Genomic DNA, 17,369 nt, shown 5'->3' with positions numbered 1-17,369 from the left:
ATGGACCAGCGGAGCACCCACGGCCACGAGGACCAGGACCACAGCACCTGGCGGACGATCGACGAGCTGCACGGCTGGCTCGACGCGGAGACCGGTATCCCGCCCGAGCAGGATCTGCTCCTGCGGATGCTGAAGCTGTCGGAGGAGGTCGGCGAGGTCGCCCAGGCCGTCATCGGGGCGACCGGGCAGAACCCGCGCAAGGGCGCCACCCATTCCTGGCAGGACGTGGAGGCCGAGCTCTGCGACGTCATCGTGACGGCGATGGTCGCGCTGCGCACCCTCACCCCCGACGCGGCGGCCGTCTTCGACCGGCACGTACGGCGCGTCGCCGCACGCCCGCGCACCCCGCTCGCCCCGTCCCCGCAGGCCCCCGGCACCGCGCCCCGGACGAGAACCACGGGGCGTGGCGGGGCGGCAACGGGTGGCTGAACAACGGGCGACCATCGCTTGCGGCTACGATCACGGGCACCGCAGCGAGACCAGGAGTGCCGACCGTGTCCGAACCGCGCATCGCCGTTTCCATCGTCACCATGGGCGATCGCCCGCAGGAGGTCGAGGCCCTGCTGGCCTCGGTGGCCGGGCAGGACGTCCGCCCGGCCCGCCTCGTCGTCGTGGGCAACGGATCGCCCCTCCCGGACTTCGCCGCGTTTCCCGGCCTGTCCGATCTGTCCGGCGGTGTGACGACGATCGAGCTGCCGGAGAACCTGGGCTGCCCCGGGGGCCGCAACGTCGCCCTCGCCAAGCTGGCCGAGTTCGGCGACGTGGACGTCGTCATCGAGCTCGACGACGACGGACTCCTGGTCGACGACGGGGTGTTCCGCAAGGTGCGGGAGCTGTTCGCCGCCGACCCGCGGCTCGGCATCATCGGCTTCCGGATCGCCGACGAGCGCGGCGAGACCCAGCGCCGTCACGTACCGCGGCTGCGCGCCGGCGACCCGATGCGGCGCGGACCGGTCACCGCGTTCCTGGGCGGCGGCCACGCCTTCTCCATGAAGATGCTCGCCCAGACGGGGCCCTGGCCCGCGGAGTTCTTCTTCACGCACGAGGAGACGGACCTGTCCTGGCGGGCGCTGGACGCGGGCTGGAAGATCCTCTACGAGCCCGATCTGCTGCTCCAGCACCCCAAGACCTCCCCGGCCAGGCACTCCGTCTACTACCGGATGACGGCCCGCAACCGGGTCTGGCTGGCCCGCCGGAACCTCCCCCTCCCCCTGGTCCCGGCCTACCTGGGCACCTGGACCCTGCTCACCGTGGCCCGCACCCGCTCGGCGACGGGGCTGCGCGCCTGGGCCGGCGGTTTCGCCGAGGGTGTCCGTACCCCGTGCGGGCGAAGGCGGCCGATGCGCTGGCGCACGGTGTGGCAGATGACCAAACTGGGACGGCCGCCGGTCATCTGACCCGCGCCGGGTCCGGCGACGACGGGTGGCACGGAGTCAGTCCCGTGACAGGAGTTGCCGATGTCCGTCCGCAGAATCGTCCCCAACATCCGGACCGCGGGCGGCCCCGCCACCGAAGGGATGGAGCGGAGCGCGGAGTTCTACGGTCTGCTGGGCCTGGAGGAGGTCATGAACCACGGCTGGATCGTGACGCTGGCCTCCTCCTCCCACCCCTCGGTCCAGCTCAGCGTCATGGGGGCCGACGCGACCGCCCCGGTGGCACCGGACCTGAGCATCGAGGTCGAGGACGTGGACGCCGCGCACACGGCCATGCGGGAGGCCGGCGCGGAGATCGTGTACCCGTTGCGCGACGAGGAATGGGGCGTACGCCGGTTCTTCGTCCGCGACCCGAACGGACGCGTCGTCAATGTGCTGGGCCACCGCTGACGGCCCCCTCCCGGCCGGCCCCGCCGCCGTTCCCGGCGTCGCCCTCGCCGTCGTACGGAAGGATCTGCCGCAGCAGCCCCCTGGGGTGGCCGCGTTTGCGCCACTCCCTCGGGTAACCGATGGAGACCTCCTCGAAGCGCACCCCGTCGTACCAGGTCGTACGGGGAATGTGCAGGTGTCCGTAGACCACGGCCGCCACATTGAAACGCCGGTGCCAGTCGGCGGTGAGCCGCGTACCGCACCACTGGGCGAACTCCGGGTACCACAGGACGTCCATCGGTTCGCGCACCAGCGGCCAGTGACCGACGAGGACCAGCGGGATCTGCGGATCGTGTGCCGCCAGGCGCCGTTCGGTCTCCGCCACCCGCGCCCGGCACCAGGCGTCGCGGCTCGGGTACGGGTCGGGGTGCAGCAGGAACTCGTCGGTGCACACCACCCCCGTCCGGCGCGCGTACTCCAGGGACTCCTCCTTGGTCGTCGTGCCCGGCGCCCGGAAGCTGTAGTCGTACAGCACGAACACGGGCGCCACGGCCACCGGCCCGCCGGGCCCGGGCCACAGGGGGTACGGGTCCTCCGGGGTGCTCACCCCGAGGCTCCGGCACAGCTCGACCAGGTGCTCGTAGCGCTCCTGGCCCCGCAGCCGGACCGGATCGCGCTCGGGCGTCCACAACTCGTGGTTCCCCGGGGCCCAGACCACCCGCCTGAAGCGGCCCGCGAGCAGTCTCAGCGCCCACTCCACGTCCGCCATCCGCTCCGCGACATCACCGGCGACGATCAGCCAGTCCTCGTCCGATCCGGGCCGCAGGGACTCGATGAGGGGCCGGTTGTCCGCCATCCCCACATGAAGGTCACTCACCGCCAGCAGGGCGCCGGGGCTTCCATCGGTTCGATCGGACATCCGGAACCTTCCCGCGGGTCGACTGAACGAAATAGTGCCTCACCGCGGACCGTCCCGGTCGAGGACGGCCGGATCCGGGCCCCGCGACCGGCTCGCCGGGACTGGCGGGCGCAACGAGCGGAGGGATGATGGAGACGTCCGTGGACGCGGCGCGGGAACGTCGGCAGGGCCGTGAAGGAGAGCGGGGAACGAGGTGGACGGCATGACCCTCCCGGGCGCACCCGGGCACAGCGGGCTCCCGTTCGCGGACAGCGCGGCCGGGGCCCTGCTCGATGCGGACGGACTGATCATCGGCTGGACACCCGCGGCGGAGGAACTGTTCGGACTGTCGGCCGAGCAGGTCTGCGGCAGTCCCGCCCTGGATCTGCTCGCGGACCCGGCCACCGGTCCCGAACCACCTGCCGGATACCGGGAGACCGCCTGGTCGGGCGAGACGGTGGTGCGCACCGGCCGGGGCGAGGACGTGGGCATCGTCTTCCACGCGCTGCCGCTGGCGGCCGCCGGCGGTGCGACCGGGTACCTCGTGCTCTGGGCCCCGGTCGGGACGGTCGACCGCTGGCGCCAGGACCAGGCGTTCACCCGGGAGCTCTTCCTCCAGGACCGGCTGGGTCTCGCCGTGTTCGACGCGGAGCTGCGGCTGGTCAGGACCAACACCCATCTGCTGCCGTACACCGGCCTCCTGCCGGATCTGCGCGGCCTGCGCCTGAAGGACTTCCTGCAGGCCGAGGGCGCCGCGGCGGTCGAGGGCCGGCTGCGCGAGGTGCTGCGGACCGGCCGGCCGCTGATCCTGGCGGAGGAGACGGTACGGACCATCGAGGACCCCGGCGGCGGGGTGGTGATGGCCGTCTCGGCGTTCCGGCTCCAGGCGCCGGACGGGCAGGTCTTCGGCGTCACCGCGCTGTTCACGGACGTCACCGAGCAGCGCCGTTCGGACGAGCGGCTGGCGATTCTGCACCACGCCACTGCGGGCGTCGGCGGATCGCTGTCCGTCTCCGGCACCGGCGAGGAACTGGCCGCCGTGCTGGTGCCCGAACTGGCCGATGTCGCCGTGGTGGAGATCGCGGAGGCGGTGTTCACGGGCGAGGAACCGGCTCCCGGCGAGGACGGGCTGCTGCCGCTGCGCCGGACCGCGACGGCCGGTGGGAGCGCGGCGGATCCGCCGGCCGGCACCGTGGTCCCGGCCGATGCCGGCTGCGCCCCGGCCCTCGGCCGCTCCCCCGCGTCGATGACCGCCCCGCTGCGGGCCCGGGGCATCTTCCTCGGCCGGGTGACCGTCCGGCGCGGGCCCGGCCGGCCCGACTACGCACCGGCCGACCTGGACCTGCTCTGCGAGATCGCCGCCCGCGCGGCCCTCGCCCTGGACAACGCCCGCCGCTACACCCGCGAACACCGGGCCGCCGTCGGCCTGCAACGCAGCCTGCTGCCGCCCGCGCAGGCCGAGACCGTCGCCGTGACCACCTCCGGTTTCTATCTCCCTGCCGACACCGCCACCGGCGTCGGCGGCGACTGGTTCGACGTGATCCCGCTGTCCTCGGCCCGGGTCGCCCTGGTCGCCGGGGACGTGGTGGGCCACGGGCTGGCGGCCACCGCCACCATGGGCCGGCTGCGTACCGCCGTCCGTACCCTCGCCGACCTCGAACTCGAACCGGACGAGCTGATGGTCCATCTCGACGACCTGGTCTCCCAGCTCCGCGACGAGCCCAACGAACCCGACGGACCCGGCCGGCCGGGCGGGCCCGTTCGGCCCAGCCGGCTCACCCGGGCGGACGAAGGCGGGGCGGACGGCGGCCACCGGGCCGACCCGGTCGGCGCCACCTGTCTGTACGCCGTCTACGACCCGGTCTCCCGGTGCTGCGCGATGGTCTCCGCCGGACACCCGCCGCCCGCCGTCGCGGATCCCGACGGGACCGTCTCGTACGTCCCCCTGAACCCCGGCCCGCCGCTGGGCGTCAACGGCCTGCCCTTCGAGGTGACCGAGGTCGAACTGACGCCCGGCAGCCTCCTCGTGCTCTACACCGACGGGCTGATCGAGGGACGCGACAGCGACCTCGACGAGGGCATGGCCGAGCTGCACCGCCGGCTGGCCCGGCCCGGCGCCGCCACCGCGCCGCTGCGGGAACTGGGACAGGAGATCATCTCCGCCCGCCCTGCGCACCAACTCGCCGACGACGTCACACTGTTGCTGGCCCGCACCCGTGCGGTGCCGTCCGGGAACACCGCGGTCTGGCCGGTGGACGCCGACCCGGTCGCCGTCGCGCAGGTACGGCAGGAAGCGGCCCGGCAGTTGCGCGAGTGGGGGCTGGAGGAGCTCGTCTTCACCACCGAACTGGTGCTGAGCGAACTGGTCACCAACGCCATCCGTCATGCCGGCGGCCCGGTCGAGGTACGGCTGATCCGCGCCGGACAGCTGACCTGCGAGGTCTCCGACCCCAGCGCCACGCAGCCCCGCATGCGCCGGGCCCTGCTCACCGACGAGGGCGGCCGCGGCCTGTATCTGGTCGCCCAGCTCACCAGCCGCTGGGGCAGCCGCTACACCCGGCGCGGCAAGACGATCTGGGCCGAGCAGCCGCTCCCGGACACCCCGCACGCCCGGAGCGGCTGATCCGTCCGCGCCCTCACCGGCCGCGGTCCGGCGGTGTGCGGACCGGCAGGAGGCCGGGGCGTTTCGCGGTGCGGCCGTCGCCGGAGGAGTGGCCGCACCAGCCGCCTCAGGAGCCAGGGGCCGAGGAACGAGACGGCCCAGCGCAGTTCCGCGGCGGCCATGCGCGGTCCGGACGGGGGGTCGGCGAAACCGCGCAGGCCGGTGGTGTCGCCGCCGTCACCGAGGCCCTCGCTCCGGCTGTCGCCCAGGCCACGAAGCGCTCGTAGCGGTGAAGTTCACGCCGTTCGAGGGCAGGCCGATGGTGCTGGGCCTCTTCGGGGTGCTGCTGCGCACATTCGAGAACTTCCGCTGCGTCGGCGAGTTCACCGGTACCGCCCGGACCGGCACCGACGGCGCATCCGCCCCGTCCGCCGCCCTGCTGTTCCGCGCCGAAGCCGGCGGCAAGGAGATCCACGGCGTCGATCCGCTGCACTTCGACGACGACGGCCGCGTCAAGGAGTTCACGGTGATGGTCCGCCCCCAGTCCGCCGTACGGGCCTCGGTGACGCCGTACTCACCGGCCTGATCGCGGACGGGCTCGTTCCGGAACCGGCCGATCAGCAGGGGCAGTCCGCCTGCCCGGCCTCGTCCGGGACGCCGTACCACCACCTCGGAAGGGTGGACCAGGGCTCGGGCGACCCCTTGAGTACCCCAACGCCCCCATGCTAGAAAACGCTTACCACGCTGGCATTCCCGCACTGGCCCACTCTTCCTCCGGAGCTTCGATGACAACTGCCTGGTCCCGTCGTGCCCTGCTGGCCACGGGCGGCGGTGCGGCGCTCGCCCTCGGTCTGCCGACCGCCGCGTCCGCGTCCGACTCCGCCTCCCGCCCGGCCGCGTCGCCCTCCGCCGAAGCAGCCGAAGCAGCCGACGAGTTCGCCGCCCTGCGCGCCAAGTGGCGCGATCTGTACCTGGGAACGGGTTTCAGCCCGACCGCCGAGCCCTTCAGGTCCAAGCTCGCCGACCTCGGCACCCAGGCAAGCGGTTACCTCTCCACGATGGCCCCCGCGCGCGGCTCCCTCTGGCCGGACCTGGTCTATCTGGACCCCGATCCGGACACCGACACCGAGTCGTTCAACTTCTCCGCCAACATGAACACCGGCTACAACCGGCTGCGCACCATGGCGGAGGCGTACGCCCAGCCCGGCACCGGAGTCACCGGAGACACCGGGCTGAGGGACGCGGTCATCACCGGCCTCGACCACCTGTACGCCGACGTCTTCAACGAGACGACCACCCGCTACGGGAACTGGTGGAACTGGCAGATCGGCGCGCCCCAGGCCCTCATGGACACCTGCGTGCTGCTCCACGACGCCCTGTCGGACGCCCAGAGGGCCAACTACTGCGCGGCCGTCGACACGTTCCTGCCGGACTCGGCCGTCGGCTCGTACACCGGTACCAGCACCGGCGCCAACCGTGTCGACCTGTGCCGGGGCATGATCCTGCGCGGCATCGTCGGCGCGAGCACCGCCAAGATCGCGCGGGCGGTCGCCGCGCTCTCGCCGGTCTTCCCGTACGTCACGACCGGCGACGGCTTCTACGCGGACGGCTCCTTCGTCCAGCACACCTCCATCCCGTACATCGGCGGCTACGGCGCGGTCCTCAACGACGGGCTCGGCCGGCTCTTCGCCCTGCTGCGCGGCTCGACCTGGGAGATCACCGACCCGGGCAGCCGGCAGTTCCTCGACACCATCGACGCGGCCATCGCCCCGTTCATCTACGACGGCCTGATGATGGACAACGTCTCGGGCCGCGGCATCACCCGTGTCGGTTCCAGCGACCACACCCGCGCCCACGGCGTCATGGCCTCCATCGTGCTGCTCGGCATGGGCGCGGCCCCCGAGGAGAACGCCCGCTGGCGCGCCATGGTCAAGGGCTGGCTCCAGCGTGACTACTACGCCCCGGCGCTCAAGGCAGGCTCCCTGAGCCTGGTCAACACCGCCCGGCTGCAGTCCCTGCTGGACGACGCCACCGTCACCGCGTCCCCGGAGCCGTCCGCGCACCGCAGCTTCCACAACATGGACCGGGTCACCCACCGCCGCCGCGGCTGGGGCGCCGGGCTCTCCATGGCCTCCGAGCGGATCGCCCACTACGAGTTCGGCAACGGGGAGAACAAGCGCGGCTGGCACACCGGCGCGGGCTGGCTCCAGTGGTGGGGCGACGGCGCCGGGCTCGACCAGTACTCGGACGCGTACTGGCCGACCGTGGACCCGTACCGGCTGCCCGGCATCACCGTCTCCCGGAAGCGGCTCGCGGACGGGCAGGGCGGCGCCTGGGCCAACCCGACACCGGACACGCGGTGGGTCGGCGGCACCGGCGACGGCGAGTTCGGCACCACCGGCCAGCACCTCCAGGGCCTGGCGAGCACGATGCACGCCCGCAAGTCGTGGTTCTGGCTGGACGACTGCGTGGTCTGCCTCGGCTCCGGCATCACCTCCGCCGACGGCGCGGGCGTGGAGACGGTCGTCGACAACCGCTGCCTCGGCGCGGGCGGCACGCAGCGGCTGCTGCTCGACGGCGTGGCACAGCCCGCCGCCCAGGGCTGGACCACCACCCGCACCACCACCTGGGCCCACCTCGACCGGCATGCCGGATACGTCTTCCCCGGCGGCACCCAACTGCACGCCCTGCGCGAGGAGCGCACCGGTGCCTGGAAGGACATCAACGACGGCGGCACCGCCACGGCCAACACCCGCCGGTACCTGACCCTCTGGCAGGACCACGGCACCGACCCGGCGGACAGCTCCTACGCGTACATCCTGCTGCCGGGCGCGAGCAGCAAGCGCACCGCCGACCGCGCCAAGGACACCGGCTGGCTGCAGATCCTCGCCAATGACGCCCGGCGCACCGGCATCCGGGTCCCCTCCCTCGGTTTCACCGGTGTCAACTTCTGGGAGGCCGGCACGGCGGGCAAGGTCACGGCGAGCGCGCCGGTCTGCGTGCAGATCCACGAGAAGCGCGACGGCACCGCGACGATCTGCGTCTCCGACCCGTCCCGGACCGTCACCGGGCTCACCCTCACCTGGCAGCGGCCGGTCAAGTCCGTCCTGTCCAGGGCGGACAGCGTCAGCGGTGTCCGGACCGGCTCGTCGGTGACCGTGACCTACGGCGACCTGAGCAAGAGCCGGGGCGCCACGCACACGGTGCGCGTCCGGGTGCGGTGATCACGGGCCGGACCGGCTGAGCCGGGCCGGACGGGGGTGCCGTCGCGGGTACGGATCCGCGGCGGCACCCCCGTTCCCGTACCGGCTCACCCGACGTGGCCGCCGGGCCCGTTCCGGAGGGTGGCTTCGAGCAGGGCGACCAGCCGCCCGACCCGCTCCCGCGCGTCCTGCCGGTCGGGTCCGCCGGTCATGAGCAGGTGGTGGACGGTCCCGACCAGGGCGAGGGCCGCGGTGGCGGTGTCGGCCCCCTCGGCGACCCGGCCGCCCCGCCGCTCCGCGTCCAGGTAGTCGGCGATCGCGTCCTGGACCGTGTCGAAGCCCGGCGCACCGCCCACCAGGGCCTCGCGGATGCGTGAGGACGCCGCGGGCCTGACGAGCGCCAGGCCCGCGACGGTGGGGCCGGCCGAGGACAGCAGCGCGAGAGCGGTCCCGAGCAGGTTCTCCGCGACGGTGCGCTGCCCCACCCGCCCCCGGAGCTCTTCGGCGTGCCGGGCCACTCGCGCGAAGCGGTCCAGGACCAACTCCGCGACGAACTCGTCCAGTCCGGAGAAATGGGCGTGCAGCAGGCCCTTCGCACAGCCCGCCTCGCCGGTGATCGCCCTGCTCGTCAGGGCTCCCGGCCCCTCGCGCTCCAGCACCCGCTCCGCTGCACCGAACAGCAGCTCGCGGACGTCGGGGGTCGTCACGCCACGCGGTGACATGGGCCCCTCCTTCCCGGTGTGTTTACAGTATGGGCGATTGCCCATACCTTTGAATGGGCGCCCGCCCATACTAGTTGCCCTGACACCTCCGGGCGCCCTCATCCACCGGGGAGCACCGCATGCGACACATCGTCAACACGGACCAGGAGCAGGCGTGGAACGGTTACGAGGGAACGTACTGGGCCACCCACCGGGCCCGTTGGGACGCCGTGAACGAGGGATTCGACGAACCCCTGCTCGCCGCCGCGGCGATCACCGACGGGGAGCGGGTCCTCGACGTCGGCTGCGGGGCGGGGTCCACCACCCTGCTCGCCGCACGGCGGGCGGGCGGCGGACGGGCGCTGGGACTCGACCTGTCGGCGCCGATGCTCGCCCGCGCGCGGGAGTCCGCAAAGCAGGAAGCACTCGGCAATGTGACGTTCGAGCAGGCGGACGTCCAGGTCCATCCGTTCGGGCCCGGGAGCTTCGACGTGGCGATCAGCCGGTTCGCGGTGATGTTCTTCGCCGATCCCGTCGCCGCCTTCGCCAACATCGGGCGGGCGCTGCGCCCCGGCGGCCGTATCGCCTTCGTCTGCCCGGCGGAGCCCGGCCGGACCGAATGGCTGCTGGCCGTTCAGGGGCTGCGTGACCTGCTGCCCGTCGGTTCGCTGGGCGCCCCGGGAGAGCCCGGCATGTTCTCGCTGGCGGACCCGGCGACGGTGCGCGACGTGCTGTCCCGGGCCGGGTACGAGGCGATCGGCACCGCACCCGTCGAGGCGTACGGGACGTGGGGCCGGGACGCCGACGACGCCGCCGGCTTCCTGCTGGACTCCGGCCCCGGCCGGCACCTGATCGACCGGGCCGGGGAGGACGTCCGGGACCGGGCCCGGAGCAGGCTCGTCGACCTCCTGCGCCCCCACGAGCGCGACGGGGCGCTCCGGCTGCGCACCTCCGCACTGCTGGTCACCGCCCGACGGCCCGGATGACGGGCGGGCGGCGTCCGCTGCCAGGGGCGGGTGTCCGCCCCGGCAGCGGGCGCCGCCCGGCCGTCACCGTCGGCGGACCACCGCCCCCTTTCAGGCCGTGACCCTTTCCGACGTGTCGCCGCTGCCCGCGCCCTCGGCGGCAGGTGCGGTGCGCAGGGTCAGCAGCGCGGCGAGGGCGCCGACCACGGCGAGGGCCGCGGCTCCGAGGAAGGCGGCGGAGAAGCCGTTGGTGAGGGCCACCGGGTCGCCGGGTTCACGGGCGCCGTGCGCGGCGGCGATCGCGGTCATGGCGGCGAGACCGAGGGCGGAGCCGACCTGGTAGCTGGTGTTGACGATCCCCGAGGCGAGGCCGCCCTCCTCCGGGCGGGCACTGGAGAGCGCGGTGCCGAGCGAGGGGATGAACGCCAGCGACATGCCCACCGCCGAGAGCAGCGAGGCGGGCAGGACGTCGACGAGGAAGTTTCCGTCCGGGCGGGCGAGCGAGAGCCAGAACATGCCCGCGCCGAGCGCGAGCAGCCCGATGACGATGAGGGGCTTGGGCCCGAACCGGGAGATCAGGCGCGGCGCCAGGACGATCATCATGACCATGATGGCGACGGTCATGGGCAGCAGCGCGGAGCCGGAGGCGAAGGCGCCCAGTCCCAGGACCTGCTGAAGGTAGAGGTTGAGGAAGAACCACATGGGTATCCACGCGGCGGCCATGAGCAGCTGGGCGATGTTGGCACCGGCCAGGTTGGGCGCCCGCCAGATGCCCAGCCGCATCAGCGGTTCGCGCCGCCTGGACTGGATCGCGACGAACGCGGCGACCAGTGCCGCACCGGCCAGGAGGACCAGCCAGGTCCGGGCGGAGCCCCAACCGGTCTCGGGGGCGCGGACGACGGCGTAGACGGCGGCGGCGAGACCCGCCGTGACGGTGACCGCGCCGGCCAGGTCGATGGAGCCGCGCCGCCCCGCGCCCGAGGGCATGACGGCGGGCGTGGCGGCCAGGACGATCAGGGCGACGGGGACGTTGATGTAGAACACCCAGGGCCAGCTGGCGTACTGGGTGATGACCCCGCCGAGGAAGACCCCGGCGGTACCGCCGGCCGGGGCGGCCGCACCGTACAGCGCGAAGGCCTTCCCCAGCTCCTTGGGCCGGGAGCCGAACAGGGTCATCAGCAGGGTGAGGGCGGACGGGGCGATCAGCGCGGCGCCCACGCCCTGCAGGGCCCGCCCGGTCAGCTCGACCCAGACCTCACCGGCGAGGCCCGCGGTCAGGGAGCCCGCGGCGAGGACGACCCATCCGGCACCGAACAGGCGCCTGGCGCCGAGCAGGTCCGACAGCCGTCCGCCGAGCAGCAACAGCCCCCCGAAGGCGACGACATAGGCGTTGAACACCCACGACAGGTTCTCCTGGGAGAAGCCCAGGTCGGCCTGCATCTCGGGCAGGGCCACGCCGATGATCGACGTGTCCATGATGACGATGAACTGGGCCAGGGCGATCAGCGCGAGCGCGGACCATCTCCGCGAATCGGTTGACGCGGTTGGTGCGGCTGACACGGTCATTGCAAGCACTCCTATACGGGAGGGGGGTATCTATGGATCGCGAATATACCCCCTAGGGGTATCCATGACCAGTACCGGCGACCCAAGGACGAGTGGCGCGACCCGGCCGGAGCCGAACGACCCGCCGCCCTTCGTTCGACAGCTTGGGTACGGAAGTTGACGAATCGTCAGAGATCCTGATCAATCAGCCGGAACCCGCACGGAGAAGAGCAGAGACGACGAAGACGTATCGCGCCGTGGAGTTCTCGGAGTACGGAGGTCCCGAGGTCTTACGCGTGGTGGACCGCGAGCTGCCCCTCCCGGGTCCCGGGCAGGTACTGGTGGAAGTCCGCGCCGCCGGGGTGAATCCGCTGGACTGGCAGCTGCGCAGCGGAGCCGTCGCGGCGAACAGCTCACCTCACCAAGAAGGATTCACCCCCACCGACAGGCCGTCCGGCAGGCCGATCGAGGCGGGGGAACGCATACACGTACGCGCCCCCTGTCCCCCTCTGGGGCTATTGAGCCTATTGTCAAAGGATGAGCAAAGCCGAGCATGAGACCGGTCCTCAAGGGGCGCTTGTCTGCCCGGTCTGCAAGCAGCCCGTGACCGCGGTCGTGAAGAGACGCCACAAGAGTCTCGGAATCTTCGTGCCCGTGTGGCACCCAGGCCCCTGCCATAACCCCGAATGCCCCGAGTACCTGGAGGCCCCGGAGCAACCCGACCACCAGGACGGCTGACACGGCCGGGCCCGGGGCACCACCCGCTTCCCGGGGCGCGACTGGCCGGCGCGCCCCGGAATCCCGAGCACACCGTGACCGGTGACCAGCCCGGTGCGGACCCCGGAGCGCGCTGCGCGAGCAGCCCTCACCACCCTGATCGGCATGCCCGGCATGGACCGACCCGGGCGCCGTCGAGAACTCCCGGACACCCCGGGCAGCCGTAGACCACCCGCGCCCGAAGGACCGGAACGGGCCCTGCGACCCAGGCCGCAGGGCCCGTTCCCGAGCAAAGCCGCAGGTGGCGGCGGACGCGTCGGGCCGTACGCCGGCTCGACGCACCGCTTGCACAGGCGCGGGCCGGTCAGCCCCGCGAGCGACTCGCACCGGGCGGCTCCGGCGGAGCGCCGGCCCTCCGGGCCCGGGCCGACGATCCGGCGTCCTCCGAGCGAAGTGATGCAGGACGGCAGCGCTCGGCTCCCGTCGAAGCGGAGCCCGCGCCGGTGACCCACCCGTGCGGGGCCGGCCGACTCATCGCAAAGCAGTTGCGCCGAACCTCTTGCCCGGTCGGCCCGCTCTCCCTAATGTGAACCTTCAAATTCCCAGAAGGCGCATGTCACAAGCTTCGTTAGGGCAAGTTTTTGAACGATCAAATCCAGCTACCCGAAGCCGCCACCTCCGCGGCCCCCGGTCCGGCCTCCTCGGGCGGTCCGATGGTGGGCTACCTCGACCACGCCAGGGTCGGCCCGCTGTCCCGCCCGGCCGCCGCCGCACTCGCCGAGGCGACCGCGCTCGCCGCCCGCGTCGACCCTGCCGACCTCGACCGGCTCTTCGCCCTCGGCGACGCCGCCCTGGCCTCGGCGGCCCGGCTGCTCGACGCCCGTCCGCACGAAATCGCCCTCGCCCCGTCGACCAGCAACGGCCTGTTCACCGTGGCCGCCGCGCTCCACGGCCCCGGCACCGTCCTGGTGCCCCGTGGCGAGTTCCCCGCCAACCTCTACCCCTGGCTGCGCTTCGCCGGCCGCGGCGGCCCCGCCGTCCGTCTCGTCGACCCGGCCGGGCAGCGGCACATCACCCCCGACCTGCTGCGCCGACACCTCACCCCCGAGGTCACCGCCCTCACCGTCAGCGCCGTCGACTCGCTCACCGGCCACCTGGCACCGCTCGCCGCCCTCAAGGAGGTCCTCGGGCCCGAGCGGCTGCTGATCGTCGACGCCATCCAGGGCCTGGGCGCCGTCCCCCTCGAAGCGGATGCCGCCGACATCCTCGTCAGCGGCGGCCAGAAGTGGCTAAGGGCCGGCTGGGGGGCAGCACTGCTCCTGATCCGCGACCGGTGCGCCGAGCGCCTGGCTCCCGGGCTCGGCGGCTGGGCCGGCGTCGCGGATCCCTTCGCGCCGCGGCATCCGGCGCCGCCGCTGCCCGGGGCCGCCGCCCATCTCGCCACCAACCCGGACTTCCCGGCCGCCGCGGCCCTCGGCGCGGCGATCGACGACCTGATCCGCCAGGGCGGACCGGCCGTCGTCGGCGGTCGCATCCGCGCCGTCCTCGACGAACTGCTCGATCGTGCACGCCAGGCCGGTGCCGAGGTCCTGCTGGACGGGCTCGGGCCCCGGGAACGCGGCGGCATCGGCGCTTTCCGGCTGCCCGGTCATGATCCCGTCTCCGTCCACCGCGCCCTCGAAGCGAGCGGAGTCATCACCACCCGCCGCGACGAGTGGATCCGGCTGTCTCCCCACGCTTCGACCCCCGACGCCGCGGTGGACCTGCTCACCGAGGCGCTGCACGTCTTCACCCGCCCCACGTCCCACTCCCAGGAGCCCATATGTCCCACCAACTGAGCCGCCGCCGTCTGCTTCAGCTCGCCACCGCCTCCGTCGCCGGACTCGGCCTCGCCGCCTGCGGCGACAACGGATCGGGCAGCGTCGGAGGAGACGGCGACAGCGGCAGGATCACGGTCTGGAGCTGGACCACCGCGGCCGAGGGCCTGCGCAGCGTCGTCCCCGCCTTCGAGCGGGACAACCCCGGCATCGAGGTCGACGTCCAGGATGTCGGCAACCCGGCCATCTGGGACAAGATCACCGTCGGCCTCGCCTCGGGCGGCAAGGGCCTCGCGGACGTCCTGCACATCGGCGTCGACTACCTGCCCGGTTACCTGGACAAGTTCCCCGACGGCATCGCCGACCTGTCCAGGCTCGGCGCCGACAAGTACAAGGACGCCTTCGCCAGGGGTCTGTGGCCGACCGTCATGGGCAAGGACAAGGCCGCCCACGCCCTCCCGTGGGAGGTCAACCCACTCGGTCTCTTCTACCGCCACGACCACTTCGAGAAGGCCGGTGTCGACCCCGACGGCATCGGCGACTGGAACGACATGACCGCCGCAGGGTCGAAGATCCTCGACGCCACCGGTGTCCGGCTGCTCGGGCTCGACAAGACCGGCGCCACCCAGGACATGGACTTCTTCCAGAACCTGATGCAGCTCCAGGACGTCTTCTACTTCGACCAGGACGGGAAGATCACGCTCGCCTCCCCGGCCGCCGTCAAGGCCCTCACCCTCATCAAGCGGCTCAACGACGCCGGCCTGATCGCCGACACCGCGGGCCAGGGCACCGAGAAGCGCCTGCTCGGCCAGGGGAAGCTCGCCACCTACGCGGAGGCGGCCTGGGCCGTGGAGTACCTGGCCTCCACCTTCCCCGAGCAGAAGGGGAAGTGGCGCTCCATGCAGCCGCCCGCCGCCGTCCCCGGGGGCAAGCGCAACGCCATCGTCAACTCCACCTACCTGACCGTCTCCGGCTCCAGCACGCGCCGCAAGGCCGCCTGGCGATTCATCGAGTACGCGCTCACCGAGCCCGCCCGGATCAACCGGATGTTCGCCTCCGGCGGCGTCTTCCCCGCTCTCAAGACGGCGTACGACGACCCGAGGTTCAGCGCGCCGCACCCCTTCTACGGCGGCCAGAAGGTGCTGAAGCCCTTCGTCGAGTCGCTCTCCGCCGATGCCGGGGCCACCAACTTCACCGGCGACTACGCCCGCGCCCTCAAGTTCGCCAGCGACGCCCAGAGCCAGGTGCTGCTCAAGGGCGCCGACCCGGCCGACGCCCTCAGGAAGGCCGCCGAGCAGCTTGCCCGGCAGACCGGTCGGCAGCAGGCGGTCTGACCACCATGTCCCTCGCCCCGTCCGAACACGCTCCCGCCACCGCCACCGCCACTCCGGCCGGCCGCGGCACCACCGAGCAGACCGGCCGCGCCCGCCCGGGCCGCCGCCGACTCCTGACCCGCACCTGTGTCCCGTACCTGCTGATCATGCCCGCCGTGCTGGGCTTCGCGATCTTCAAGGCGTACCCCATCGTCGCCTCGCTCTGGATCAGCCTCACCACCGGCAACGGCGCCGGTCGCCACTTCACCGGGCTCGACAACTACCAGCGCCTGCTGAACGACCCGCTGTTCTGGACCGCGCTGAAGAACACGGCGCTGATCCTGGTCGTCCAGGTGCCGCTGATGCTCGGCCTCGCCCTGCTCGTCGCCCTCGGCCTCAACTCCACCGAGGTCCGGCTGCGCCCGCTCTGGCGGCTCGGCGTCTTCGTCCCCTCGCTGACCGGTCTGGTCGCCGCGGGCGTGATGTTCTCCGTGATCCTCAACCGCGACGCCGGACTGCTGAACTGGGTCCTCTCCCTGTTCGGCATCGACCGGGTGAACTGGCTCGGCAGCCCCTTCTGGGCCCGCGTCGGCGTCGTCCTCGTCATCACCTGGCACTACACCGGCTACAACGCGGTGATCTACCTCGCCGGCCTCCAGGGCATTCCCCAGGAGCTGTACGAGGCCGCGAAGGTCGACGGCGCGGGACCGGTCCGCCGCTTCGTCTCCATCACCCTTCCCCAGCTGCGCCCGATCCTGCTCCTCACCGTGGTGCTCTCCACCATCGGCACCCTGCAGCTCTTCGACGAGCCGTACGTCCTCACCGGCGGCGGCCCCGACAACTCCACCTTGACGGTCACCATGTACCTCTACAACAACGGCTTCAAATACTTCGACTTCGGCTACGCCTCGGCTCTCGCCTACGCGCTCGCGCTCATCGTGGCCGTGCTCGGCTTCCTGCAGGTCCGCCTGATGGGAGAGCGCAAGTGAAGCGCCGCAGCCTCCTGCTCACCCTGCTCCTCGCGGGCGCCTTCGGGCTCTGCGTCGGTCCGTTCTACTGGCTCGCCATGGCCGCCACCCAGGAGAACAGCGACGTGTTCTCCTGGCCGCCGAAGCTGCTGCCCGGCGGTCACCTCATGGAGAACCTCCAGGGGCTCCAGGATTCCATCGGGCTCACCCGCGTGCTGTTCAACACCGTGCTGGTGGCGGGCGTTCAGACGGCAGGCGCGGTCGTCGTCTCGGTCCTCGCGGGCTACGCCTTCGCCAAGTTCGAGTTCCGCGGGCGCGGTCTGTTCTTCGTCCTGCTGCTCAGCACCCTCGTCCTCCCCGACACGGTGATGCTCATCCCGATCTTCGAGATGATGATGAAACTGGGCCTGATCGACTCCTACCAGTCCGTCATCCTCCCGGGCCTGGTCACCCCGTTCGGCATCTTCCTGATGCGGCAGGCACTGCGCTCCATGCCCGACGAACTCCTGGACGCGGCCCGCGTCGACGGCGCGGGCGAACTGCGGGTGCTGTGGCGGATCGTCATCCCGGTCAACCGGCCGGTCATCGCGGCGCTCGCGCTGTTCGTCTTCCTCGGCGGCTGGAACCAGTTCGTCTGGCCGCTGATCGCGCTGCGCAGCCCCGACATGTACACGCTGCCCGTGGCCACCGCCACCCTGCAGGGCCTCGCGACCACCGACTACGCGCAGGTCCTGCTCGCCGCCGCCATCGCCGCCATCCCCGTGATGGCCCTCTTCCTCGTCCTGCAACGCCAGTTCATCTCCGGCCTGCTGGCCGGGGCCACCAAGGAGTGACCACC

Annotated in this window: 13 protein-coding genes and 2 pseudogenes; 11 read left to right on the top strand and 4 right to left on the bottom strand. The window is 72.4% G+C overall.

The features are described from left to right. From ACWCPY_RS03575 to ACWCPY_RS03565, 3 genes are all read left to right on the top strand, one after another. Window positions 1-429 (top strand): MazG-like family protein, encoded by a 429-nt coding sequence (locus tag ACWCPY_RS03575; protein ID WP_451262659.1) that lies wholly within the window; start codon window positions 1-3, stop codon window positions 427-429. A 65-nt stretch (window positions 430-494) separates the two neighbouring features. Further along, window positions 495-1,397 carry a glycosyltransferase family 2 protein gene (locus ACWCPY_RS03570; protein WP_451262658.1) on the top strand — a complete coding sequence of 301 codons (903 nt, stop codon included), beginning with the start codon at window positions 495-497 and terminating at the stop codon, window positions 1,395-1,397. 60 nt (window positions 1,398-1,457) lie between these two features. Continuing rightward, window positions 1,458-1,823 carry a VOC family protein gene (locus ACWCPY_RS03565; protein WP_451262657.1) on the top strand — a complete coding sequence of 122 codons (366 nt, stop codon included), beginning with the start codon at window positions 1,458-1,460 and terminating at the stop codon, window positions 1,821-1,823. On the opposite strand, the gene ACWCPY_RS03560 is transcribed toward ACWCPY_RS03565, so the two are convergent. Next, complete coding sequence (locus ACWCPY_RS03560; RefSeq protein WP_451262656.1) at window positions 1,801-2,721, bottom strand: metallophosphoesterase family protein; 921 nt, start codon at window positions 2,719-2,721, stop codon at window positions 1,801-1,803. The two genes, ACWCPY_RS03565 and ACWCPY_RS03560, sit on opposite strands and share 23 nt — an antisense overlap. A gap of 202 nt (window positions 2,722-2,923) precedes the next feature. Here ACWCPY_RS03560 and ACWCPY_RS03555 point away from each other — a divergent pair, with 202 nt between their 5' ends. Next, window positions 2,924-5,323, top strand: a complete 2,400-nt coding sequence (locus tag ACWCPY_RS03555) for a SpoIIE family protein phosphatase (RefSeq protein WP_451262655.1) — start codon at window positions 2,924-2,926, stop codon at window positions 5,321-5,323. A 13-nt stretch (window positions 5,324-5,336) separates the two neighbouring features. Here ACWCPY_RS03555 and ACWCPY_RS03550 read toward each other — a convergent pair. Next, window positions 5,337-5,499, bottom strand: a pseudogene (locus tag ACWCPY_RS03550) (SGNH/GDSL hydrolase family protein); the annotation flags it as partial. Window positions 5,500-5,591: 92 nt separating this feature from the next. On the opposite strand from ACWCPY_RS03550, the pseudogene ACWCPY_RS03545 reads away from it, so the two are divergent. Both ACWCPY_RS03545 and ACWCPY_RS03540 read left to right on the top strand, forming a co-directional pair. Further along, window positions 5,592-5,914, top strand: a pseudogene (locus tag ACWCPY_RS03545) (nuclear transport factor 2 family protein); the annotation flags it as partial. Between the two features lie 173 nt (window positions 5,915-6,087). Further along, window positions 6,088-8,526, top strand: a complete 2,439-nt coding sequence (locus ACWCPY_RS03540; RefSeq protein ID WP_451262654.1) for a polysaccharide lyase 8 family protein — start codon at window positions 6,088-6,090, stop codon at window positions 8,524-8,526. 86 nt (window positions 8,527-8,612) lie between these two features. Here the strand turns inward: ACWCPY_RS03540 and ACWCPY_RS03535 are convergent, their stop codons facing one another. Further along, complete coding sequence (locus tag ACWCPY_RS03535) at window positions 8,613-9,227, bottom strand: TetR family transcriptional regulator (protein ID WP_451262653.1); 615 nt, start codon at window positions 9,225-9,227, stop codon at window positions 8,613-8,615. Between the two features lie 119 nt (window positions 9,228-9,346). On the opposite strand from ACWCPY_RS03535, the gene ACWCPY_RS03530 reads away from it, so the two are divergent. Then, window positions 9,347-10,192, top strand: a complete 846-nt coding sequence (locus ACWCPY_RS03530) for a class I SAM-dependent methyltransferase (protein WP_451262652.1) — start codon at window positions 9,347-9,349, stop codon at window positions 10,190-10,192. Between the two features lie 90 nt (window positions 10,193-10,282). Here ACWCPY_RS03530 and ACWCPY_RS03525 read toward each other — a convergent pair whose 3' ends face one another. Beyond that, complete coding sequence (locus tag ACWCPY_RS03525; RefSeq protein ID WP_451262651.1) at window positions 10,283-11,737, bottom strand: MFS transporter; 1,455 nt, start codon at window positions 11,735-11,737, stop codon at window positions 10,283-10,285. Window positions 11,738-13,074: 1,337 nt separating this feature from the next. Here ACWCPY_RS03525 and ACWCPY_RS03520 point away from each other — a divergent pair. Genes ACWCPY_RS03520 through ACWCPY_RS03505 form a run of 4 tightly spaced genes read left to right on the top strand, consistent with a single transcriptional unit; the run spans window position 13,075 to window position 17,364 of the window. Next, entirely contained in the window at window positions 13,075-14,271 is a 1,197-nt protein-coding gene (locus ACWCPY_RS03520) for an aminotransferase class V-fold PLP-dependent enzyme (RefSeq protein WP_451262650.1), read from the top strand. After that, complete coding sequence (locus tag ACWCPY_RS03515) at window positions 14,256-15,584, top strand: extracellular solute-binding protein (protein ID WP_451262648.1); 1,329 nt, start codon at window positions 14,256-14,258, stop codon at window positions 15,582-15,584. Before ACWCPY_RS03520 ends, ACWCPY_RS03515 begins: the two co-directional genes overlap by 16 nt. A 5-nt stretch (window positions 15,585-15,589) precedes the next feature. Then, window positions 15,590-16,552, top strand: a complete 963-nt coding sequence (locus ACWCPY_RS03510) for a carbohydrate ABC transporter permease (RefSeq protein ID WP_451262647.1) — start codon at window positions 15,590-15,592, stop codon at window positions 16,550-16,552. Next, a complete protein-coding gene (locus tag ACWCPY_RS03505) occupies window positions 16,549-17,364 on the top strand; it encodes a carbohydrate ABC transporter permease (RefSeq protein WP_451262646.1) in 816 nt (271 codons plus the stop codon). Before ACWCPY_RS03510 ends, ACWCPY_RS03505 begins: the two co-directional genes overlap by 4 nt. Window positions 17,365-17,369: the final 5 nt, after the last annotated feature.

It is taken from the genome of Streptomyces sp. NPDC002403, assembly GCF_053593015.1.
The sequence above is the reverse complement of the archived record's forward strand: the minus strand, read 5'-3'. Positions and strand labels throughout refer to the sequence as shown.

Coding starts and splice junctions, on each gene's coding strand:
- ACWCPY_RS03575 (WP_451262659.1), top strand. CDS start 1: ATGGACCAGCGGAGCACCCACGGCCACGAGGACCAGGACCACAGCACC.
- ACWCPY_RS03565 (WP_451262657.1), top strand. CDS start 1,458: ATGTCCGTCCGCAGAATCGTCCCCAACATCCGGACCGCGGGCGGCCCC.
- ACWCPY_RS03560 (WP_451262656.1), bottom strand. CDS start 2,721: ATGTCCGATCGAACCGATGGAAGCCCCGGCGCCCTGCTGGCGGTGAGT.
- ACWCPY_RS03555 (WP_451262655.1), top strand. CDS start 2,924: ATGACCCTCCCGGGCGCACCCGGGCACAGCGGGCTCCCGTTCGCGGAC.
- ACWCPY_RS03540 (WP_451262654.1), top strand. CDS start 6,088: ATGACAACTGCCTGGTCCCGTCGTGCCCTGCTGGCCACGGGCGGCGGT.
- ACWCPY_RS03535 (WP_451262653.1), bottom strand. CDS start 9,227: ATGTCACCGCGTGGCGTGACGACCCCCGACGTCCGCGAGCTGCTGTTC.
- ACWCPY_RS03530 (WP_451262652.1), top strand. CDS start 9,347: ATGCGACACATCGTCAACACGGACCAGGAGCAGGCGTGGAACGGTTAC.
- ACWCPY_RS03525 (WP_451262651.1), bottom strand. CDS start 11,737: ATGACCGTGTCAGCCGCACCAACCGCGTCAACCGATTCGCGGAGATGG.
- ACWCPY_RS03515 (WP_451262648.1), top strand. CDS start 14,256: ATGTCCCACCAACTGAGCCGCCGCCGTCTGCTTCAGCTCGCCACCGCC.
- ACWCPY_RS03510 (WP_451262647.1), top strand. CDS start 15,590: ATGTCCCTCGCCCCGTCCGAACACGCTCCCGCCACCGCCACCGCCACT.